This is a genomic window from Nocardia salmonicida, from assembly GCF_036142455.1.
In the GTDB taxonomy this organism is placed as follows: Bacteria; Actinomycetota; Actinomycetes; order Mycobacteriales; family Mycobacteriaceae; genus Nocardia; species Nocardia salmonicida.
Genome location: NZ_CP108014.1, coordinates 2,887,164 through 2,909,216 on the forward strand (window position 1 = coordinate 2,887,164; position 22,053 = coordinate 2,909,216).

Consider the following 22,053-nt stretch of genomic DNA (forward strand, 5'->3'; position numbering starts at 1 on the left):
CCGTTACTTGCCTTGGTGGACAAAGTGTTTGAGCTCTTGGAATTCTTCTAGGGCTCGATGACCGTTGAGTCGACCGACGCCGCTGTGCTTGAATCCCCCCTCTTCCATCTGGTCGTGGGTGACGCCCCAGGTATTGGTCCAGACGGTGCCCGCATCGATCTGGCGCCCCAGACGCAGTGGTCGGTCGACGTCGCGGGTCCAAATCGAGGCGGCCAGACCGAATTGGGTGGCGTTGGCACGATCGATGGCGTCGGACTCGTCGTCGAAGATCTCGAAGGTTGCCACCGGCCCGAAGACCTCGTCTTGGACAATCGGCGTGGACAGGTCGGCTACCTCGATCAATGCGGGGCGAACGAATGCGTCGGAGCCGACCGGGTTGATCAGGCCCCCGCGTACCAGCACCTGGGCGTAGTCGGAGGCGTCACCGATCGCGCGGTCTACCCGCTCTGCGGCCGCACGATCGATCAGTGGTCCCATATCAGTGTCCGGGTCGGTTCCGGGACCGACCCGGACATGCGACAGGGAATCGACCATTCTGGCGCGGAGCTCGTCGGAGATGCCGCGCTGGACAAGGATTCGGCTCCCCGCCATGCAGAATTGCCCGGCGAATGTGGTGATCGCCGCGGTCAGGACCGGGACGACCGCGTCGAGATCGGCATCGTCGAACAGGATCATCGGGGATTTACCGCCGAGTTCGAGGGAGACTCGCTTGAGCCCAGGTGCAGCGGCCGCCATGATGGCACGGCCGATATCGGTCGACCCGGTGTAGCTGATGACATCGGTGTCGGGGTCCGAAACCAGCAGTGGGGCACCCTCATTACCTGATTCGGTGAACGCGTTGAGTACACCGGGCGGCATGGTTTCGGCGATCAGTTCGTAGAGCAGCCCATTGGTGAGCGCGGTTTGCGCGGGCATCTTCATGGCCACCGTGCACCCTGCGGCGAGCGCGGGCGCGAATGATCGCACAGCCAGGATGACCGGCGAGTTCCACGGGACGATCACGGCAGCGACGCCGATCGGCTGGGGCAGCAGCATCGAGTACATTCCCGGAGCGATCTCTGCGGCACGGCCGGTATCGGTGAGCGCCAGGGCGGCGCTGTAGCGCAGCTTCGGGATCGTCGAGTCGATTTCCATGGCGGCGTCGGCCAGCTTCTTACCGTTCTCCCTGGACAACAGCTCGACCAATTCGTCGCGGCGGGCGGACATAGCGTCGGCGAGTGCGAACAGCGCGTCGGCGCGAGCCCGGCGGTCGAAAGACCAAGCGGTGGTGTCGAATGCCTGACGAGCGGCATCGATGGCGGCACGAGCGGTGACTTCGCCGGAATCGGCGAAGGTACCCAGCTGCTCGCCCGTCGCCGGGTCGATGCTCGAGCCGACGGCGTGGCCCTCGCGCCATGTGCCATCGATCAGGTTGCGAGCGTGCGGAATTGTCATGAGGCCTCGAATCGGATGACGGGTTTGATGGTGATGCCGCTGCGGGCGTCGGCGACAGCTCGGTCCAACTCGGACGGTGGATAGAAGCGCACGAGCCGATCGATCGGCAGTCGGCCGGCGCGGTGCAGGTCGATCAAGGCAGGAATGAAAGTGGTGCGGTCACTGCCGCCTTCGGTCACGCCGAGCAGCGTGCGACCGTCGATCATGGCGTTGACGTCGACACCGATGCGTGTACCCGCCGGGGGTGCGCCGACGATGGCCACCGTGCCGCCGGGTCGAACTGCTTCGAGACCACGTTCGAGAAGTTCGGGTACACCCGTTGTCTCGATGACGTAGTCGAAGTCGTGCAAGCCCTCCACGCTGCGTGCCGTGGCGGTGGCACCGAGTTCACGAGCCAGGTCGAGTCGGGATTCGACCCGATCGACGGCGACTATGTCCGCCGTGCCCGACAGGGTCGCGGCCATGACTGCGGACAGGCCGACGGCGCCTGCACCGAAAACCGCTATCCGGCTGCCTGGTTCGGGCTCGAGCAGATTGAGTACAGCACCCGCACCCGTCTGGATTCCACAGCCGATCGGAGCGAACATGGCCAGCTCGTCTTCGTCGCGGACGGCAACAGGGACCACGCTCTGCTCGGATACAACGGCGTAGGAAGCCAAGGACGACTGACCGAAGAACAGTCCTCCGATAGGCGCCCCCGCGTGATCGCGAATCGGTGTACTCCCGTCCGGTCGTGCAGCACCGAAGTAGTAGGTCGGACACTGGGTCGGCCTACCGGTACGACAGCGCGGGCAAGCGCCGCAGGAGGTGAAGGACAGTACGACTCGGTCGCCGGCCTGTGTGGTGGATACCGCCTCTCCGACGGCTTCGACGACCCCCGCGCCCTCGTGTCCGAGAACCGCTGGCAGCGGTGTCGGTAAACGCCCGGCCAGAACAGACAGATCGGTATGGCAGACACCGGTTGCCACCAGGCGGACCAGCACCTCGCCGGGGCCGGGGTCGTCCAGGACTACTCGCTCCCAGGAAAAGGTGTCCGCGCCGACGCGCGCAACACCAGCGGTCGTATCAATCGGCATAGCCGTCACGCTACGACAGTGTCCTGCATTACAAAATATGCATCCTGTAATGCAGGACACAACGAGAGCCAAAAGCATCTATCGCTAGAGGTAAGCTGCAGTGTGCCCAGATCCCGCGACGACCTGCCCGCAGACCTCACCCGCACGATGTGGGCGCTGAACCGAGCGCTCCGCCAGAGCCAGGGGTCACCACAGGGAGAGACCCCCCGCCCTCTCGCTCAGGTCGAGGTATTGAGGCTTGTCGATGGCAAACCCGGGATCACCGTCCGCGAGATCGCCGAGGCGCTGCATATGCAGGCCAACAATGTCAGCACCTTGGTCTCCAACCTGACCAAGGACGGCTTCCTCGAGCGGCGCGGCGACCCCGCCGATGGGCGCGTCGTGCAGCTGCATCCGACGCCGAAAATGCTCGCCGCCAGCACCGAACTCGCAGACAGGCTGGACGCGGGCGTCTCAGGCGCGCTTGCGCAACTCAGCGAGCAAGCACAGGCAAGGATTGCCGCAGCACTGCCGGATCTACGCGCGCTCGCGACGGCACTCACTTCATCGGCTTAGCCCGTCCTCCGGGCCGATTTCGACTCGCCTGGTCAGGTACCGCCAGCCCGCGTCGAGCTGCGCCGAGTTCCAGACTTGATCGCGCTTGAACCGAACTTCGTCGTCATCGGACCACACCCGCGGGCCACCGGCCCCGGCGGCGAGAAGCTGTGTACGGCAGGCTCGTTCGAGGAGGACCGCATACATCACCGCAGTGCCCACATCAGCGCCGACGGTCACCGCACCATGATTGGGAATGAGAACCGCGTTCGCCTCGCCCAGACTGCGCGCGAGCGCTGCGCCCAATTCGCGCGTCGCGATGAGAGACCCGGTTTCGGTGAAACGGGGCAACTGCGGACAAGTGAACGGGACCGCGTCATGAGAGATCGGGAGCAAGTCGCAATCAAGCGAGGCGAACGCCGCCAACGTCGGCGCATGCGTATGCACCACAGCGCCTACATCGGGGCGAACGCCCATGACCTCTGTATGGATCGGAAATTCCAGATGGCGAGGCCCCGCGCCCTCGACCACGTCGCCGGACGGGGATACCAACACGACCTTGTCGCGGTCCACCTCCTCGAACCCCCAGCCGGACGCCTTCATCCACACGCCACCCCCGTGCGGGTCGCGCACCGAGGCATGTCCCCAGACCATGTCACCCAGGCCGCTGACGGCCAACGCTCGACTCGCCTGGACCACTGCATCCTTGACGTCTTCCATGACTTCCCTTCGATGAACGTGCGGGCACGAGTGGAGCCATCTCAGCTGCTCCAGGACTCACCGTAGAATCACAGTCCTACATATCAACAGCAACATCCTGTTTTACAGGACATGATATGCCGTCTACCGTGTCGTCATGACCGAACGCAACGTGCCGTCGAACAGCACCTACCGTGAACGAAATTCAACCGCGGATCGAGCACTCGACATCCTGCTCTTGTTCTCGGCCGACAAGCCGGTGTGGACCGGCAGCGAAGTTGCCACCGAACTGGGCGTCGCGCGGTCGACAGGTTATCGCTATCTACAGAGCCTCACCACCGGCGGCTTCATCGAGGAAGCAGCAGGCGGATTTCGATTGGGACCGAGAATCTTCCAACTCGCCCGGCTGGCCCGCGCTGGTCTCGGGCTATCCGAAGCCGCTTTACCTGTCATGCAATCACTGGCAGCGCAGATCAACGAGACCGTCCTGCTCACCCGCCGCTCCGGACGGTCTGTGGTCTGCCTCGACCTCGTCGAAGCCCAACAGGCCGTGCGGTTGTCCTACGAACGCGGCCAGGTGTTGCCGATCAACGCCGGCGCTGCCGCCGAAGTCTTACTGGCATGGGCCGACCCCGCCGAAGTAACCGCAGTACTCGAACTGGCACCACTCGAACGGTTCACCGCCAAGACCCTCACCGAGCCCGACCTCTTGCGAAAGCGTCTGGCCCACATCCGCAAGGTCGGCTTCGCTGTCTCACAGGGCGAACTCGATCCGCATATCCTGGGCGTCGCCGCCCCCATTCGCAATGCCAACGGGGCAGTCTGTGCAGCGGTCAGCATCGCCGCCCTCGCTGCCCGAGTGCCGCGAACACAGCTGCGCGATGTCGAAAGCGCAGTCTGCGATGCTGCCGCCGAGATCTCCCGGCAACTCGTACTCCGCGACGCTTGAACACGGCCTTTACCAGACCTGCGATTCAGGACATGCAACTCGGCCATCCCGCTGGTTTCTGATTGCCTTCTCGTCACTACACAGCACAATCTTGCCGACCTCTGTGACGCGGGCAGTTCGCACGTCCGCAACATCACCGTCGCAGTCGTCGTGGTTTTCCTAAGTCGACTGGTCGGCATCGCGGTGACCCAGCTGACGAGAGATCGCGCGAGCGACCGCGACCACGGCCGGCCGCAGGGATCCCGCATCGACAGAACCCGTCGGCGCCACCACCGATAGCGCCGCAACCATGACCTTGCGCGCCCCGAGAATCGGCGCCGCGACAGAGACCATCGGGTCCGGGTAAGGGCGCATGGTCGTCGCGATCCCCTCAACACGCACCCGGGCAAGAATCCTGCGTAGCTCTGGTGGCGTTCTGACGAGGTTCTCCGGCTGCAGGGTGAGGTCGCCGCGCAGAATCTCCTCCTGCACCTCGCCCGGCGCATACGCCAGCAGCGCCAAGCCCACCCCGGTGGCATGCAAGGGCATTCGCCCGCCGACCCGGTACATCACACGTCCCGCCCGGTGCGCCGAGAGCCGCTCGATCAGCACTGCCTCGTACCCGTCCCGAACCGCCAACAGCACGTGCTGGCCGGTCGCCAGGTGCAGATCCTCCATATACGGCAACGCCAGAGCGCGAAGCCCGTGGCTGCGCGGTGCCAAGGAGGCGATCTCGTAGAGCCGCAAGCCGATGACGTAGTGCCCGTCGCCGGTGCGTTCCATGGCGCCCAATTCCACCAACCTGCCAGCCATCCGCAGCGCGGTCGATTTAGGTAGCCCACTGCGCACGCTGAGCGAGGTCAACGACAGGCGCTCCTCGGCTGCGGAGAAGGCACCCAGCAGCCGGAAAGCACGGTCGAGGACCGGCTCTCCGGTGTTCTTGGCCGGTACATCCGGATCATTGTCGAGTCCCACGACTTCGCTCCCATTTGTGCCACTGAGTGGCATGCAACACCTGTGACAGCCACCACTCGACAAAAGATAAGACATCGATTCGAGGCCGGCCCCTGACACCAGCTCGATCGCCCGGCTCACTCGAAGCCGATTCCTGCATTCGATCTATCCGGAGTCTGTCGACGACCGATCACCGCGCTGCAACACGCGGCATTCACAGCGATGAGAAGCCACCGCGGACTCCCGACCATTCAGATGAAGGGCGCAATGATGCGCATCGCCAACTACACCGAACGGGCCACGCTACTCGCCGGCACCCGTGATGAAGAAGATGATCGTCACCTCCGTCCTGCTCACCACCGTGCTCGGCGCTGTCCCGGCACTAGCCTCGGCAGAACCCGCCGACGCCGCGGTGCACTTCTCGACAACAGCGACGGAGAAATCCACGCAGATCAGCCTCGATTCCGGCGCCATCGTGGTCGACCGCGGCGTTCTCGCCATCAGGTCGGCGAACGGAACAACGGTCGCCGGCACCGAATTGTCCTTCCGAGTAGACGATTTCGTGTTCCCGATCACGGCAGAGGTCAAGGACCGTACGGCGACCCTCACGCCCCGGTTCGACGCCGAGAACGCCCTCGGAACCCTCACCGGTCAGCTGCTGGTCACGGCACCAGTCGCGATCATGGCGGCCGTGCAGTACTTCACGACCATCACCCAGCCGGCCCCCTCCCCCGCACCGGCGCCGGCGAAATGACCGATCAGCATTCGACAGCCATGTCACCGATCTACGGCAATCCTCGATCACCCGAGCAGCGAAGGAGCGATGCGTGTCCGAGCACATCCCGGTCCTGATCGCGGGCGGCGGCCCCGTCGGATTGGCGACCGCAATCGAACTCGCCCACCACGGTGTACGTTCGGTCGTCGTCGAGCCCAGAGCGGAGGTGTCGTGGTCACGTCCGCGCGCCAAGACCACCTCCGCACGCACGATGGAGCTGTTCCGCCGGTGGGGCCTGGCCGACACCGTTCGTGCCCGCGCCGCGATACCGGTCTCCTGGTCCGATCAGGCGGTGTTCACGACGGGACTGCTCCATCGCGAGATCACCCGCTTCCACGGCTGTTTCGGCCTGGACCTGACCGGCGACGACCTCGTCGCCGAACCGGGACAGCAGGTAGGGCAACCCACTATCGAGATGGTTCTCAGAGAGGCGACGACGGCCTCGCCGTACGCCGATCTACGCCTCGGTTGGACGGTGGGCACCGTCGCCGAAGATGTTGAGGGTGTCACCGCGGCGCTGTCCGGCCCCGACGGCACCGTGACCGAAATCCGCGCCGACTATCTCGTCGGCGCGGACGGCGCATGGAGCACCGTCCGATCAGCGATGGGGGCCCAATACCAAGGCAGCGCCGATGAACGCCCCAACTTCAATATCGTGTTCCGCGCACCAGGGCTCGCCGAGCAGGTCCCCCATGGACCCGCGATCCATTATTGGGTGTTGCACCCACAGCAGCCGGGTCTGATCGGCCGACTCGATCTCGACGACACCTGGTGGTGCATCGCCCAGGGCGTCACCGCGGCCGAGGGTGAGCGCGATCCCTTGCGCATCGTTCGAGCGCTGGTCGGTGCAGATATCGATGCTGAGGTCATCGCCACCGATCCGTGGAAGGCCAAGCTGCTGCTGGTCGACCACTACTCCACTGACAGGGTCTTCCTCGTCGGCGATGCCGCCCACCTCAATCCGCCCTGGGGCGGGCACGGGTTCAACACCGGCATCGGCGACGCGGTCAACCTCGGCTGGAAGCTGGGTGCGGTACTCAACGGCTGGGCACCGCGCTCGCTGCTCTCCAGCTACGGTATCGAACGCAAACCCGTTGCGGCGCAGACAATTGTCGAAGCCGCGCGAAATATGGCAACCCTGGCGCCCGAACTCACCGACCCCCGGTTGGTCGGAACCGACGCCGAGTTCGACACGATCCGACCCGCCGTCGCCCACGCTGTCCAGCAAGCCAAGGACAGCGAGTTCCACAGCTTGGGCCTGGTCCTCGGTTACGGCTACCAAGGATCGCCCGCGATCATCGGCGAGGCAGGCTCTCGACTGCCGCATCGATGGATCGGGCCGGGTGATTCTCTCTACGACCACCTCGGCGACGGCTTCACCCTCGTGGGCGACCTCACCAAGCCGATCGTCGCGGAATTCATCGAAGCTGCCCGAGCCGAAGCTATTCCGCTCGATCTGGTCGAGCACCCCGGCACCGGTCTCGCTCTGGTGCGGCCCGACCAGCACATCGCCTGGACCGACGCCGACCCTACCCGCGCGCGCGAGGTATTGCGGCAAGCGATCGGGCACCCACCCCGCGTCGCACAGCACCTTCTCTCCACAAGTTCGTCCGCACACCAGGTCACAGACAAGGAAGTCCCATGACCGCAACCACCACCCCACCCGCGACCCGCAAACAGGCCGGCGTCCTCGCTCTGGCCTGCCTCATCTTGTTCGTCGACGGCTACGACCTGTTCACCCTCGGCACCATCGGCCCCAGTCTGCTACACGATCGGGCGTGGGGTGCGAGTCCGTCGACCCTGGGCACACTCGGCAGCATTACCGCGCTCGGCATGCCCGTCGGTTCCATACTCGCGGGCTGGGCAGCCGATCGGTGGGGACGGCGCATCCCGATGGTCGCTGCGGTGTCATGGATCTCGATGTCGATGCTCCTAGCCGCCTTCGCACCCAACCTCGACATGCTCAGCGCCGCCCGGTTCTGCACCGGAATCGGCGTCGGTGCTCTCGCCCCACTGGTGAGCGCCTTCGTCACCGACGGCGCCCCGGCACATCGGCGAACCATGCACCTGGCGATCGCCCTGGGCGCCATCGGCATCGGCGGCACAGCCTCGGCGGTGCTGGGTCGAGTATTGCTGCCGGACATGCACTTTCAGATATTGTTCCTGATCGGTGCCCTGCCGATTCTGCTCGCACCGGTGATCTGGCGTCTGGTCCCCGCCGGCCCGACACATCGGGTCCACACCTCGGCACCCGAAGGGGTCGGCAAACTACTGACTGCCCATTACCGACGCGACACCATCCTGTTCTGGATCGCAACCTTCATGAGCATGACGCTGGTCTACAGCACCACTGCCTGGCTTCCGACCATCATGATGAAGAGCGGCTACAACTTGAGTTCCTCACTCGAGTTCCTGATCGCTTTCACCATCGGCGCCAGTTTCGGCGGTCTCGGCGCCGCCGCGCTGGCCGACCGCGGGCATCTGAAGCTGGTCACCATGGGAACCTTCCTGCTGGCCGCGGTGTCGTTGCTGGTCCTGAGCACCAACCAGCCGCGACCGTTGCTGCTGGTGGTTTCGGCGCTGGCGGGCCTGGGATCTTTGGGCTGCCAAAGCATGGTCATCGCCTGCATGACCACCTTTTACCCCCCGTCGCTGCGGGGCACCGGGCTCGGATTCGGGCTCGGAGTCGGCCGGCTCGGCGCGATCGCAGGGCCCACGTACCTGTCGATCGCCACGACCACGTTCGCCTCGTCACGGGTCGGGTTCTTCACCTTCGTGGTGCCTGCGATATTGGGGGCCGCGACCGTGTCCTTGCTCCCCCGCACGCTTACACCGCCATCGGAGCCGACTGACGACCCTGCTCTGCTTCGAGCACCCGCCACAGGCAGCACTACTTCCCTGGGCTGAGACCAACCGGCATGGCCGAGCCTGCTAGACGCAACACTCCGGGCTTCATCGACCGGAGTGTTGCCGTCGGCGTTCGCCGACCTAGTCCAGCATGTACTGACCCCCCTCCACGTCAGTACACATCCAGACCGAGTGACATGTACTGATGTACACGAACCGACTGTGTCATGCACGCTGGTACATGTCAATGGCCGTCTATTGTACTGTGGTGTAAACGGCCGTATTTCGCAGGAGGGGGGGGAACAGTGGACGGGCAACAGCACGAAAACCCCGAGAGCCCAACCGATTTGGCCGCGAAGATCAATCGGTTGTTCGAGGTGATGCGCAAGCCATCGGTGCCGCCGCTGTCCAATGCCGCTGCCGCGGCCGCGATCACGGAGGAGACCGGGGTGTCGATCAGCCCTGCGTATCTGTGGCAACTTCGGTCGGGCATGAAGTCCAACCCGACGGTGCAGCATCTGCGCGCGATCGCGCAGTTCTTCGGAGTGTCCGCGTCGTATCTGCTCGATGCCGAGCCTGACGAGTCGACCGCTGCTCAGCTGAATCTGCTGCAAGCGATGAAAGATTCCGGGGTACGCGGCCTGGCGTTGCGGGCATCGGGGCTTACGCCTCGCACGTTGGACAGCATCGCCGCTATCGTTGATCGTGCGCGCGAGATCGAGAATCTGCCTCCGATCGAGTCGCAGGATCGCTGATCTGGGGGTGGACGTACCGGTGGGGACTACGGCGTCATGAGGAATTCGACGAAGCGAATCGACAAGCTGGTTACCCGGCTTCCGATTCCCCGGCCGTGGCACCGCACTACGTTCGTCGAGAATGTCGCCGCGCTGCGCGGTCGGCCCATCACCCTGATCTCGACGGCCGACCTAGAGCTGCCGGTGACGCCCGACAGCGCGTGCGGCATCTGGCTGATGCGCGACAGCGAGGACGTGATCATCTACGAGGCCGCGACCTCGGAGTATCACATCGATCAGATCGTGTGCCACGAACTCGGTCACATGCTGCTCGGTCACGATCGCGCCGCTGGCACTGCCGAGAACGCGCGAGCCCCTGATCCGTTGCTCCACTCGGCTTTTCCAGACCTCGACCCGGCGACGGTGCGAGCGGTGCTGGGACGCTCGGATTACGGTGACCGCCTGGAGCGCGAAGCGGAGACCTTTGCCACCTTGGTCATGGTCGCGGCAACCGCCGACCGCCCTAGCCAGGGTCTGCGCAATGTTCTTTTCAGGCAGCAATGACCTCGGCGGTATCGGCAACGATCGCATGGCCGATCATCGTCGCGATGACGCTGGTGGTGTGCGCACGTTGGCGCTGGTTCGCCAGCAGCACGCCCGAACGGTATCTGAACACGACCCTCACCATCATTCTCGCGACCCAACTGCTGCGTGAACGCGCAGTACAGCACGCGATCGCCGAGCACACCCCGCTGAGTGTGACCGCGATTCAGCAATTGACGCTGTGCACGATCGTCTGCTCCATCGCACCGTTCCTCTGCGTGGTCGGCATGTTGTCGGGCTGGAATACCAAACATGCACGGCAACAATGTCTTCGGTTTGCATCCGTCGCTGTCGCGTTGTCGGCCCTCATGCTCATCGCCGGTACACGAGCACGACGCGCCCACATGCCCGTCGAAATAGCCGGCGGTTGGGACGGGGTGCTGGTGTGGGTCGGTTTCTCGGTGCTGCCGACCTACCTGGCATATGTGATGGTCAGCCGGTGCCGCACCGAATACCGGCAGCCCGGCGTGATCCGCAGCGAGAAGCTTGTTCTCGCGGGCATCGCGGCAGCCGGAGCGACCATCGGAGTCACCACCGCTATCGCGCTGGTGCTCGCGGTCCTACAGGAACTGCACCTTCTTGATTCCGTCGAGTACCGGATGCAGACCCATCCGCGGAACTTCTTCTGGATCGCTGCCGTCATAGTGGCCGTGTCAGCCGCGCCGCCACTACGGTCAGCGACGCGATGGCTCGGCTACGACACGACAAGCAGGCAGTGGCGCCAGTTACGTCCACTATGGCAAGCGATGGTGGCATTGTTCCCCGACAGTCGACTTCCGCTTGGGCCGCGCCAGTCGGAGCGACGGATCACTACCTTGCAGCTACACCGTGCGACGGTCGAAATACGAGACGCCATGCTCGGGCTGCGCTCCTTCGCTCACGACGTAGAACCCGACATGTTCGCGACTTTCACTGCGCGAGAGCATATTCCCAGATCCGAATGGGGCACAGCCACCCTCGCACTGCAGTTGGCGAGGGCCGCCCACGATCGTCTCGAGGGGATCACACCGCGTGCCGAGACGGCAACGCCGCTACCTACCTCGACCTCAGCGAACCTCGCAGACGAGGTATCGGAGTTGTTGCGACTGGCCAAGTGGTGGTCGCCTGCCCATCGGTTCGTCGCCGCCGACCGGTCCGCTTCGCACCGACCAGCCGAATCACCGACCCAGAAGACGTAGGGACACAACATGATCGAGACGACCACCGCTACAGAGCTATCCGCGAAGCTACCGCATCCCCGCTTTCGGCTACCGCTGCTCGGCGACGTTCTGACCACCGATTTCGCGAAGCCATGCCAACGCCTGGCCGAGCAAGCTCGGGAGTTGGGGCCGGTCTTCGAACAGAAGCTGTTCGGTTACCCCGCGATCATCGTCACCGGGGTCGAGGCCGTCGAAGAAGTCAACGACGAGTCGCGATGGGAAAAACACGTCGGACACGCGCTGATCAAACTGCGACCGCTGGCTGGCGACGGATTGTTCACCGCCTACAACTCCGAGCCGAATTGGGCCACAGCACACACCATCCTCGCCCCCGCCTTCACCAAATCGGCGATGGCCAACTACCACGGCGCGATCACCGACACCGTCCGCGAATTGACCGACCTCTGGTCGACGACACCGGAATGGATCGACGTGCCGGCGACGACGAACAAGCTGACGTTCGAAATCATTGCGCGCGCGGGGTTCTCGCATTCCTTCGGTTCGCTGGCCGATTCGAACAGCGGTTCGTTCGTCGAAGCGATGGTGCGTGAGCTCGCCTACGCCAACCGCCGCACCGATGTACTCCCCCTGTTCGACAGGGTCTTCCGCCGCGACGACCACGATCGACACAACGCCGACCTGACACATGCGCACGCTGTCGTCGACGACATCATCGAAGCCCGCAAAGGCGATCCCCATCGTGAGTATCGCGACATCCTCGATCTCATGCTCGACAGCGTCGACCCAGAAACCGGGGAACGTCTCGACACGGTCAACATCCGAAACCAGATCCTCACCTTCCTCATCGCGGGCAGCGAGACCTCCGCCAACACCATCGCCTTCGCTCTGCACTATCTCTCGACCCACCCCGACATCGCCGCGACCGTCCGCGCCGAACTCGACGAGCGTTGGCCCACAGCGCAATTCCCGGACATCCGCTACGACGACGTGGCAAAACTGCGCAGTCTGCGCCGCGTCATCGACGAAACCCTGCGGCTGTGGCCGACCGGCCCCGGGTACTTCCGCCGGGCCAAGCACGACACCACGCTGTGCGGCCGCTATCGATTCGCCAAGAAGGACTGGGTACTGGTGCTACTCCTCGCCGCCCACCGAGACCCCGCCGCCTGGGGCCCCGATGCCGATCAGTTCAACCCAGACCGGTTCCTGCCAGACAACCTTCGCGGCCTACCGCCCCGCGTCTACAAACCATTCGGTACCGGCCCCCGTGCCTGCATCGGACGCCAGTTCGCGTACCACGAAATAGCGGTCACCCTCGCGGTGCTTCTACACCAGTTCGACCTGGAATCCGACCCCGGCTATGACCTCGACGTCCGCGAAACTCTCACCCTCAAGCCTGCAGGTCTCCGGCTGCGCGCACATAGCCGCCGCTAGGCATCGCCAGCAGCGGCCCGCCTAGCGCGACCGCTCGTCCAAGTCCACGCTGTTCGAGTTGGCGGCGGTGCTGGGGAAGGAATTCGGGGGTGGTGACGAAGACCGGGCAGGTCAGGCAGGCTTCTCTGAACTACGCAAGGTGGCGCGTCAGACGGTGCGGAAGTTCGTATCGGAGAAGTACCCGGTTGCCGAAGCCGCTGGCCGAAGTCCGCCGCAGTCCGCTATCGCCAGGCAACAAGTGGCCGACGCCTTCGGCGCCGACGATCCCCACTACCGTCTCGCCGAGGACACGATCATCGTCGCGCCCTTGCTAGCGCAACTGTCCCCGGAGGATCGCCGGTTGTTTGGTCTGGCGGTTCTACGACACGCCTTCTCAAGGCGAGCTCGCCGAACGACTGGGTGTCTCCCAGATGAGCGTGTCCCGAAGCTCGCAGGTTTGCGCGCCGAAGCTATGCACGAACCCTTGCTGCCGGTGGCCTAAAAATCGGGCACCGTCCCAGCCGCAGCGCTCGCTGACCACGTCGACTATCGGAGAGCTCATCCTGGGAGACGACATGGGTGTCCGCGATGATATTTCCAAGGTCCTCGTAGCGTTGCTACCTTCGAAATGCCTACGATGACCCGGGGGCGAGGACGACCGAGCCAATCGACGGGCCCGCCCGTCTGCGGGGCGGCTTCGCGGTCAGCATGCCGGTCAGGTCGGTGAGCACCGGCAACCATTCGGTGAGCCCGGTTATAGGGTAATAGTTTCGGCCCCACCCCGGAGCTGGGATAGTTTCGTGGGTGAATGTGCTGGTGGCGGGGTTCGTGGCAGGGCTGGTCGTCGCGATGCTGACCGCTCCGGTCGGGGTATCGGGCGCGGTGTTCCTGCTACCGGTACAGATCAGTCTGCTGGGGGTGCCCAGCCCGGCGGTGACTCCGACCAACTTGCTGTTCAATGTGATCTCGATCCCGGGTGCGCTGTGGCGCTACAGCCGACGAGGGCCGCTACACAGCCCGCTGACTCGAATCCTGTTGGTAGGCACCCTGCCCGGTGTCGTCGTCGGTGCGCTCGTGCGTGTGTTCCTGGTTCCCAGTGCGGCGATGTTCAAGTTGATCGCGGCGGCACTGCTGTTGCCGCTCGGGGTGTGGTTGTGCCTGCGGACCGCAAACCGAACCGTGATCGGCAGGCCCCGGCCGTCAAACCGATTCATCACCACGGCTGCGCTGTTGGTCGGTGTCGTGGGCGGAATCTACGGCATCGGCGGCGGATCATTGCTGAGTCCGATCCTGGCCGGCCGAGGTGTTCCACTGGCCGAAGTCGCCCCGGCCGCGTTGACCTCAACGCTGGTGACCTCGATCGTGGGTGCGGCAACCTACCTTGGTATCGCCATCGCTACCGGTGGTACCGATATCGCCCCAGCCTGGGCGATCGGACTGAGCTGCGGAGTTGGTGGGCTGGTCGGCGGATATCTCGGTGCGCACCTGCAACCACGGCTACCAGAACGCGGACTGCGCTTCGCCTTGGGCGGGGTGGCCATAGCGACCTCGGGGATGTATGCCGTCCAAGCGCTCTGAGGCATGTTCCGAACGCACTGTATTGCCGCTGGGCGCACGGTCGCGAACGTCCGCATCTGCCGCGGCCCGTGCGATCCCGAGGGCCGCGGCACCAGCTGACGAACGCACGCAACTGCCGATTTCCGCGCAGGTCCGGCAAGGAAGTCGCAGTCCTTCAAACGGTCTGCTCGACTTGTCAGACAGCTCTTCGACACGACACGCTTCTCAACATGTTCGCCTCCCGTCACTCCGAAGGCGATGCTCTCAGCCTGTCAGTATCCCAGTCCGCCCGCCGTAGCAACCGCCGCATCCCGTCCGGACCGACTTCACCGGCCCGCTCGGCCAACGTCCACCCGTTCTTGCGCTCCAGTCCTGCGATCGGACCCGTCCCATACTCTCGGGCCCTGGCCCGCGGTTCCGACCGCGTGAACCGTCCACCGATCCTCGCATGCAATGAATCAAGTTCGGCTGCAACAACATCCATGATCACGCAGGCAAGATACTGAAACCGAGTGCCGTTGCAGTACTAGTCGATCAACCGTGCGGTGACCGCGCCGAGCCCCTCGGCGATGGCCGCACGCTGGGCCGGATCGAGCACATCGATGAACACCCGGCGCACGAGTGCGACGTGGCTGGGCGCGACCTCGGCGAGCCGGGCCCGACCCTCGTCGGTCAGAACGGCGTTGACCCCGCGCACGTCGGTGTCGTGCTCGACCCGGCGTACCAGCCCGGCTTCCTCGAGCTTGCCCACCTGATAGGTGAGCCCGCTCTTGGAGGTGTAGAGGGCCGCGGCGAGGTCGGTCATCCGCATCGCGGCGTCCGGAGCGGCGGCCAGGCGGACCAGCACCTCGTACTGGGTGTGCGAGAGGCCCTCGGATTTCAGGTGCTGGTCGACTGCGCGATCGACCAGGGCGCCCGCGGCGAGGAATCGGTCCCACAGGCGCATTTCCGCGTCGTCGAGCCAGCGGGGTTCGTCCATGCGGCAACCCTAGCCAGCGGCGGAATATCCGGGCAAGCTTAGTTGTTCAAATTTGAACAAGACTAGAATCGACCCGAAGGAGACGACCGTGACGATGCCGGTGCTCTACCTGTCCCATGGCGCTCCGCCACTGATCGACCACGACACCTGGCCCGCCGAGCTCGCAGCCTGGTCGGCCGACCTGCCCAGACCACGCGCGATCCTCATAGTCTCCGCACACTGGGAGTCGGCGCCGGTGAGCATCGGCGCGATCAGAACCGTGCCACTGGTCTACGACTTCAGCGGGTTCGCTCCGCACTATTACGACGTGCGCTACCCCGCACCCGGCGCTCCGGCCTTGGCCGCGCGGGTCCGCGCGCTGCTCGGCGGCGCGGTCGCCGACGCTCCCGAACGCGGCCTCGACCACGGCGCCTACGTGCCGCTGACCCAGATGTATCCCGACGCCGACATCCCCGTTCTGCAACTCTCGATCCCTACACTGGATCCGCAGGACCTGATGAAGTTCGGCCGCTTACTCGCCCCACTGCGCGACGAAGGCGTACTGCTCGTCGGCAGTGGATTCTTCACCCACAACCTGCGAGCGCTGACCGCCGACGACCAGCACGTGCACTCGTTCACCGCGGAGTTCGACGACTGGGGCCGTCGAGCGCTCGACGACCGCGATCTCGACACGCTGCTCGACTTCGAGCACACCGCGCCCGCCCCCCGCCTGGCCCATCCGCGCACCGAGCATTTCGCCCCACTGTTCTTCAGCCTCGGCGCCGGCCTCGACGACATCGACTCCCTACGCACCGTCATCGACGGCTACTGGTTCGGAATGGCACGACGCTCGATTCAGATCGGCTGAGCCGAGCAAACACGAAAAGGACAACATCATGACGACAACATCGACCACTGCCACCAGCGCCGGCCTGCTCGTGCTCCGCCTCGGCCTCGGGGCGACGATGGCCGCGCACGGCACCCAGAAGCTGTTCGGATGGTTCGACGGCGGCGGCCTCGACGGCACCGAACGCTTCTTCGCCGCCAGCGGCTACCCGTCAGCGAAAGCGTTCGCCGTGCTGGCCGGCGTGAGCGAGACTCTCGGCGGCATCGGCTTGATCCTCGGGCTGATCACACCGCTGGCCGCCGCGGCGATCCTCGGCACGATGCTCAACGCCATCTCCGTGAAATGGGGCGGCTTCTTCAGCCCCAAGGGGGTCGAATACGAAACGATCCTGGCGGTAGCCGCGGCGAGCCTGGCCCTTACCGGCGCCGGCGGTTTCGCACTGGACCGGTTCGTGCCCGGCCTACGCGACTACAAGATCGGCTACGGCCTCGCGGCGATCGCACTGGCCTTTGTCGCCGCGGGAATTACCCTACTCATCCGAAATTGACCGACAAAGGAAATCTCACTTGCCAGCGCTCTTTATAGGTAGGCGCTGCACCGGCCAGGCGCTGGAACCGCGTTCACGATCGGTTCGGGTCGAACGCCTGACCATGCGCGAAGCGCGCCCTGCCGACAATCGTGTTCGCATCCGAAGTTATCGAGGCGGTCACTGGCGTTGGAGCTTGTGCCTCACCCAATCCACGACGGGTCGCTGTTGAGGAAGGGTGGGGTGCTGGAACGCGGAGCCGGGCCACAGTTCATCGGCGTATCGATTCTCGACACCGGGTTCTTCGATGAACGATGCTGTCCCGCCGGGGGATACAACAGCGTCGTCGCGCAGGGCGAGAATGTGGTAGTTCACGCCGGTTGCCGCGAGCGGGGGTTTGTTGTTCTTCTGCCTGTATGCCGAACCGGTCGCCATGTCCGCGCAGGCCGGGCAGGCAGTGGCGCGCAACATGTCGTCGACGGTGGCTTCGATGCCCAAACCGTGGAGTAGGTCGGTGGTTCCGCTGAGACCGGCGCCGTGGGTGGCCGGTGCCAGCAAGACCACCGTGTGTACGCCGCTGGGGCCCAGTCGCCGGGAGAGAGCACCGGCGAGCAAGCCTCCTTCGGAGTGTCCGACAAGGTCTACTCGGGCGGATTCGGTGTGAGCACGAACCTCATCGACGAACAGTGACAGCTCGTCTTCGGACTGCGCCAAGGGTGCGAGCCCGTTGAGTGCGTATCCGGTCGAGGCATGCGCACCGTAGTTCTCGGCGAACACGCAGGCGCCGCGTGTGGTGAGGTCATCGATCTCCGCTCGCCAGTCCTCGATGTCGCCGAAGATGCCGTGGATGAGGACGATCGGCCTGGGAAATGCACTGTCGGACAGAGGTTTACAGTTCCAGTTGTTGACAGACGGGATCGGCTCCGCTGTCGCGGTGGCCGAGACCGGACTGGTGAGCACCAGGGCCGAGCAGGCCAGTGTGACCAAGGACCGATGTTTCATCAGGGATTCTCCTGCTCAGCCCGAACGTGGTGGTGGGTGTCGAAGACTCGTCAGCGCGGCTCGACCGACACCGGCTCGCCGCAACTGTCTGGCAGCGCGATCAGTGAGCACGGTGCCGGTTGGCGGGTCGGCCGGTAGGTGGAGGGCACCCCGTGGTGTTCGGTGATCTCGCGGTAGGCCGCCACCGCGACTGTCGGTCGGCGGGTCAGGGCAGGGTCGTGGACGGTATCGACGCTGTAGAGACCGAATCGGGGACCGTATTCACCCCACTCGTAGTTGTCGGTGAGGCTCCAGTAGTTGTAGGAGACGATGTTGATGCCGTCTCGGCGTGCGCGCTGAATCCAATAGACGGTGTCGCGGAGGTGGTCGTCGCGGCGGTACCCGTCGGCACGGTTCTGATCCGCGTCGGTAGCCAATCCGTTCTCGATGACCCGCAGCGGCTTGTTCGGATATTTGCCGGCGAAGTAGCGCAGCACGTAATATATGCTCTCCGGCGATTGCGGCAGATTCCAGAACAAGCCGCCCGAGGTCACGAACGAAGGCAGTTCCGACGGCGCGATCGAGTAGTACTGGTCGACGCCGATGAAGTCGAAGGAATCGACCATACGGTCGGAGAACACGGCTTCCAGCGCCGGGTCCACCCCGGGCAGGGGGATGTAGGCGATGTTCGAGGAGACCTGACCACCGAGCTGGACGGCGTGGATGTAGGTCGTGATCGCGCGATGAGCCGCGATGATCCCGTCGATCATGGTCCCGGTGTTGGCCGGCGCCAAACCACCGTAGGTCAGTTCCCGCCGGACGTATTCGCTCGGCTCGTTGAACGTTATCCAGATCGGCTCGGCCCATGCGTAGCGATCAACGACACGTCGTCCGAAAGCGGTGAGGGCAGCGGCCATGTCCGGGTTGTTCCACCCCCCACGATCGACCGCCCAACCGGGATGGACCCAATGATTCAACGTGATCATGGGGCGCATGCCCGAGGCCACGATGCGACCGATCACCGCATCGTAGAACGCCCAACCGGCCGGGTCGTCGACACCGGGCCGCGGTTCGATGCGCGACCACTCCACCGACAAGCGATAGTTGTCCACCCCGATCGAGGCCGCCCTGTCGACATCGCCCTCGTACTGATGGAAGAAGTCCACGGCGTTTCCCACCGGCTCGTGCAGCTTCCCCTCGTTGCCGTAGCGCAGGTAGTTGGAGTCCTGGTTGAAACCTTCGGACTGGAAACCGGATTGAGCGACACCGAACTCGAAGTCCGCCGGTAACGCGGGAAGGTCGTCGGCCGCTGCGGGCGCCGCAAGGACGGTGAGAGCCAGCACCGAGACCACTGCGGACAGCATCGCGGTGACAATTGATGATTGACGCATAACAACTTTCTTCTCGACGACGAGCGGCGCACTTGCGACCCGTAGGTCGAGCTCGTAGGTGGGTATCCGCGGTGGCTCGGTACGTCCCGGCTCAGTGACCGGTGTAGACGCCGGCGCGGCGCTCTTCGAACGACCGGACGCCTTCGGCCGCGTCATCGGTACCGACGATCTCGGCCCGCAGTTGGGGAGTGATGTCGAAGGCGGCCCGAACCCCCGCCTCGGTCGCCCGGCGGGAGACAGCCAGCGAGTAGCGAACGCCCATCGGCGCCGCTGCCGCGATCTCGTTGGCCAGCTGAAGGGCCCGATCGAGCAGTTCTGCCGCCGGAACGACCTCCTGCACCAAGCCGATCCGGTACGCCTCCCTGGCATCCAGGTGGTGGCCGGTGAGGAGATACCGCTGCGCGTTCGCGTAGCCGACGGTCTCCACCCAGCGCGCCGCGCCGCCGAAGAAGGCGAAGACGCCGCGCAACACCTCGGGCTGACCGAACAGGGTGCCTTCGGCAGCGACGACGAATTCACCGCTCAGGGCGAGCTCCAGCCCTCCTGCGAAACAGACGCCGTGCACGGCAGCGATCAACGGCTTCGACAACCTGACACCCGCGATACCGAAAGGGTCGTAGTCCCCGTCGCCGTAGACAAGCGCGCCACTCTCGACGAGTTCGCGCAACTGCGTCATATCCACGCCCGCGCAGTACACCCCACCCTCGCCGTAGAGCACCGCACAGCGCAGACTGTCATCTCGGTCGTAGCGCTCATACGCCTCGGCCAGCGCCTGGAACATCTCCCCGGTCAGCGCGTTCTTCTTCTCCGGCCGGTTCAGCCCGATCAGAAGCACGTTCCCGCGCACCTCGGTCTTGACGACGTCGGACTGCATGCTCGTCGTTTCGGACACCTGCTGTCGCTCCTTCTTCGGGATGAGTCGCCACCATATGGAGGCAAGCGCTGATAGATGAATGCGTCGTCAAACCCGTTGTCTGCGCGGCAACCTCGTGCGGACGTAGACAACGCCACCGTCGAAGAATCGACACCTGCTAGCGGGCGGGGTGACCGTCGCGCAATTCGCCGCTCTGGTGAGCCGGACCCGCGCTGTCGGCCTATCACCGCTGACACGCCGGCACCGGAAACGCGAAGCTGCCGTCGCCGCTCGGATCGTCGGAGACATCGAGGGGCTTCACCCAACCGGGCAATGTCAGATCAGCGAGCTCGGGCACCTCCGGTGCCCGGCATCCAGGGTGGTGAGGGGCCTGCGAATGCCGACGATCCCGCGGCCTCACAGACGCATGTGCCAGTGCGCGCGTCGGCGGGCTCAACAAACGGGGGGACGAGTATCCGCGAGCATGGACAGTTGGATCGCTTCCGCCATCGCCCGATAACCGGCGGGGTTGGGGTGTAGGTGGTCCGGACTGGCATAAACGTCTTGCAGGACTGCGGGATCAGCGGGATCACGGAGGGCAGCGTCGAAGTCGACGATGCCGTCGGCAAGGGTTTGGCTGCGAATCCACGTGTTGATCTGCTGACGATCAGCCTCGCTACGGGGGGCCAACATGACGCCGTTGACAACGGCGTCGGAGGCTGGGAGCAGTGTGCCGATCCAGATCTTCTTGCCGTGCTGGCGTGCTGTGGTGATGAGCTGCTGATATCCGGCGATCATTGCTGCCGCGTCGGCGGGTGGGGGCAGACCGAGGTCGTTGATGCCCTCTTGGAGAAGGACTCCGCCGACTCCAGCTTGTTCGAGCACGTCTCGCTCGAACCGCGAAAGGCCACTGGGGCCGAGAAGGAGCGGTTCGCCGCTGGTCAGGAGTCGATTGCTGCCGATCCCGGCGTTGACGACCGAAAGGGGAATGCGAGCGGCGTCGAGTCGCCGTTGCAGCAAGTCCGGGTAGCGTCCGTTGGTGTCGGCCACCGCGCGGTCAGCGGGGACCGCAACCGGAGTGGTACCGACGAAGCCGTCGGTGATGGAGTCGCCGAACGCGACTATGGCTCGGGTCTCGGCGGGTGCGAGCACATCCAGGGCATTGACGTAAAACCAGGCGTTGGTCGTGGAGGTGAACCGCGCGGGGTCGGATTGTCCTGCCAGGTCGCCGCTACCGGCGGGGGAATAGTAGGAGGTGGCGTTGGAATTCCAGTGTTTCGTCGGCGGACCGACTGAATCGGCGACGTGGATACTGACCGCCAACGGATTGAACGAGGCGACGGTGAACGGCACTGGGTCGCTCAGCGCATCGGCTCCGGCAGCGAGCGTGGTCGAAGACTTGCCGTCGAACAGAACCGGTGCGATGTTCGCTGCGGCCGCACCCGACACCTGATCACCGACGCTGACCGTGGCGAAGGTGACGGGTGTGAGTCCGAATCGGTTCGTCAGACGGACACGAAGCTGTGTGCCGCCCAGATGTGGGGTGATGACCATACGGAAGGTTTGATTGTTCACGGTCATCGGGACGGGTCCACCGGATGCATCCAACGGCGTGACCGAATCGGTAGGGCTGGCCGCCCAGGACGCTACGAAATGTTCTCCACCACAATCGTATTCGCGAGCTTGTGCGAGGGTGGGTTGTATCGCGCCCAGGACCATGGTGCTTGCTGTAGCGACAACCGCGAAGGGTACGTGCCGGGCCGATGAGGTCCGTTGCCGAGGGGGG

21 protein-coding genes and 1 pseudogene are annotated in these 22,053 nt (G+C 64.7%); 12 read left to right on the forward strand and 10 right to left on the reverse strand.

What is annotated here, in order from left to right; translation table 11 throughout:
• Positions 1-3: 3 nt before the first annotated feature.
• Together OHS03_RS13745 and OHS03_RS13750 are read right to left on the reverse strand one after the other, a co-directional pair.
• Positions 4-1,434 carry an aldehyde dehydrogenase family protein gene (locus OHS03_RS13745; protein ID WP_328663093.1) on the reverse strand — a complete coding sequence of 477 codons (1,431 nt, stop codon included), beginning with the start codon at positions 1,432-1,434 and terminating at the stop codon, positions 4-6.
• Positions 1,431-2,510: an NAD(P)-dependent alcohol dehydrogenase gene (locus OHS03_RS13750; RefSeq protein ID WP_328663094.1), complete on the reverse strand. Its 1,080-nt coding sequence runs from the start codon at positions 2,508-2,510 to the stop codon at positions 1,431-1,433. Before OHS03_RS13750 ends, OHS03_RS13745 begins: the two co-directional genes overlap by 4 nt.
• 147 nt (positions 2,511-2,657) lie before the next feature.
• Here OHS03_RS13750 and OHS03_RS13755 point away from each other — a divergent pair, with 147 nt between their 5' ends.
• The gene (locus OHS03_RS13755) at positions 2,658-3,065 is read left to right on the forward strand and encodes a MarR family winged helix-turn-helix transcriptional regulator (protein ID WP_328664221.1); all 408 of its coding nucleotides are present in this window, start codon (positions 2,658-2,660) and stop codon (positions 3,063-3,065) included.
• On the opposite strand, the gene OHS03_RS13760 is transcribed toward OHS03_RS13755, so the two are convergent.
• Positions 3,054-3,764 carry a class II aldolase/adducin family protein gene (locus tag OHS03_RS13760; RefSeq protein ID WP_328663095.1) on the reverse strand — a complete coding sequence of 237 codons (711 nt, stop codon included), beginning with the start codon at positions 3,762-3,764 and terminating at the stop codon, positions 3,054-3,056. The genes OHS03_RS13755 and OHS03_RS13760 overlap by 12 nt on opposite strands.
• A gap of 136 nt (positions 3,765-3,900) precedes the next feature.
• Here OHS03_RS13760 and OHS03_RS13765 point away from each other — a divergent pair, with 136 nt between their 5' ends.
• Positions 3,901-4,692: an IclR family transcriptional regulator gene (locus OHS03_RS13765; RefSeq protein ID WP_328663096.1), complete on the forward strand. Its 792-nt coding sequence runs from the start codon at positions 3,901-3,903 to the stop codon at positions 4,690-4,692.
• A gap of 159 nt (positions 4,693-4,851) precedes the next feature.
• On the opposite strand, the gene OHS03_RS13770 is transcribed toward OHS03_RS13765, so the two are convergent.
• Positions 4,852-5,646 carry an IclR family transcriptional regulator gene (locus OHS03_RS13770; RefSeq protein WP_328663097.1) on the reverse strand — a complete coding sequence of 265 codons (795 nt, stop codon included), beginning with the start codon at positions 5,644-5,646 and terminating at the stop codon, positions 4,852-4,854.
• Positions 5,647-5,947: 301 nt separating this feature from the next.
• Here OHS03_RS13770 and OHS03_RS13775 point away from each other — a divergent pair, with 301 nt between their 5' ends.
• The 8 genes from OHS03_RS13775 to OHS03_RS13810 all read left to right on the forward strand — a co-directional run bounded on the left by OHS03_RS13775 (position 5,948) and on the right by OHS03_RS13810 (position 14,732).
• Positions 5,948-6,379 carry a DUF8020 domain-containing protein gene (locus OHS03_RS13775; protein WP_328663098.1) on the forward strand — a complete coding sequence of 144 codons (432 nt, stop codon included), beginning with the start codon at positions 5,948-5,950 and terminating at the stop codon, positions 6,377-6,379.
• 73 nt (positions 6,380-6,452) lie between these two features.
• Entirely contained in the window at positions 6,453-8,045 is a 1,593-nt protein-coding gene (locus OHS03_RS13780; RefSeq protein ID WP_328663099.1) for an FAD-dependent monooxygenase, read from the forward strand.
• Positions 8,042-9,307 carry an MFS transporter gene (locus OHS03_RS13785; protein ID WP_328663100.1) on the forward strand — a complete coding sequence of 422 codons (1,266 nt, stop codon included), beginning with the start codon at positions 8,042-8,044 and terminating at the stop codon, positions 9,305-9,307. Before OHS03_RS13780 ends, OHS03_RS13785 begins: the two co-directional genes overlap by 4 nt.
• Positions 9,308-9,627: 320 nt before the next feature.
• Positions 9,628-10,002, forward strand: a complete 375-nt coding sequence (locus OHS03_RS13790; RefSeq protein WP_328664223.1) for a helix-turn-helix domain-containing protein — start codon at positions 9,628-9,630, stop codon at positions 10,000-10,002.
• A 36-nt stretch (positions 10,003-10,038) separates the two neighbouring features.
• Complete coding sequence (locus tag OHS03_RS13795; RefSeq protein WP_328663101.1) at positions 10,039-10,545, forward strand: hypothetical protein; 507 nt, start codon at positions 10,039-10,041, stop codon at positions 10,543-10,545.
• Positions 10,542-11,762, forward strand: coding sequence for an MAB_1171c family putative transporter (locus tag OHS03_RS13800; protein WP_328663102.1), 1,221 nt, complete (start codon positions 10,542-10,544; stop codon positions 11,760-11,762). The genes OHS03_RS13795 and OHS03_RS13800 overlap by 4 nt, the downstream gene beginning before the upstream one ends.
• A 9-nt stretch (positions 11,763-11,771) precedes the next feature.
• The gene (locus OHS03_RS13805) at positions 11,772-13,175 is read left to right on the forward strand and encodes a cytochrome P450 (protein WP_328663103.1); all 1,404 of its coding nucleotides are present in this window, start codon (positions 11,772-11,774) and stop codon (positions 13,173-13,175) included.
• 783 nt (positions 13,176-13,958) lie between these two features.
• Positions 13,959-14,732: a TSUP family transporter gene (locus tag OHS03_RS13810; RefSeq protein WP_328663104.1), complete on the forward strand. Its 774-nt coding sequence runs from the start codon at positions 13,959-13,961 to the stop codon at positions 14,730-14,732.
• 241 nt (positions 14,733-14,973) lie between these two features.
• Here the strand turns inward: OHS03_RS13810 and OHS03_RS13815 are convergent.
• Positions 14,974-15,201, reverse strand: a pseudogene (locus OHS03_RS13815) (IS701 family transposase); the annotation flags it as partial.
• Between the two features lie 36 nt (positions 15,202-15,237).
• Positions 15,238-15,690 (reverse strand): MarR family winged helix-turn-helix transcriptional regulator, encoded by a 453-nt coding sequence (locus tag OHS03_RS13820; RefSeq protein WP_328663105.1) that lies wholly within the window; start codon positions 15,688-15,690, stop codon positions 15,238-15,240.
• A 94-nt stretch (positions 15,691-15,784) separates the two neighbouring features.
• On the opposite strand from OHS03_RS13820, the gene OHS03_RS13825 reads away from it, so the two are divergent.
• Entirely contained in the window at positions 15,785-16,537 is a 753-nt protein-coding gene (locus OHS03_RS13825; RefSeq protein WP_328664225.1) for a dioxygenase family protein, read from the forward strand.
• Positions 16,538-16,565: 28 nt separating this feature from the next.
• Positions 16,566-17,063 carry a DoxX family protein gene (locus tag OHS03_RS13830; protein WP_328663106.1) on the forward strand — a complete coding sequence of 166 codons (498 nt, stop codon included), beginning with the start codon at positions 16,566-16,568 and terminating at the stop codon, positions 17,061-17,063.
• Between the two features lie 159 nt (positions 17,064-17,222).
• Here the strand turns inward: OHS03_RS13830 and OHS03_RS13835 are convergent, their stop codons facing one another.
• The 4 genes from OHS03_RS13835 to OHS03_RS13850 form a co-directional block, all read right to left on the reverse strand.
• A complete protein-coding gene (locus OHS03_RS13835) occupies positions 17,223-18,044 on the reverse strand; it encodes a lipase family alpha/beta hydrolase (protein WP_328663107.1) in 822 nt (273 codons plus the stop codon).
• Between the two features lie 50 nt (positions 18,045-18,094).
• On the reverse strand, positions 18,095-19,387 hold the full coding sequence (locus OHS03_RS13840; protein ID WP_328663108.1) for a family 1 glycosylhydrolase: 1,293 nt from the start codon (positions 19,385-19,387) through the stop codon (positions 18,095-18,097).
• A 118-nt stretch (positions 19,388-19,505) separates the two neighbouring features.
• Positions 19,506-20,306 (reverse strand): crotonase/enoyl-CoA hydratase family protein, encoded by an 801-nt coding sequence (locus OHS03_RS13845; RefSeq protein ID WP_328663109.1) that lies wholly within the window; start codon positions 20,304-20,306, stop codon positions 19,506-19,508.
• A gap of 414 nt (positions 20,307-20,720) precedes the next feature.
• Complete coding sequence (locus OHS03_RS13850; RefSeq protein WP_328663110.1) at positions 20,721-21,848, reverse strand: GDSL-type esterase/lipase family protein; 1,128 nt, start codon at positions 21,846-21,848, stop codon at positions 20,721-20,723.
• Positions 21,849-22,053: the final 205 nt, after the last annotated feature.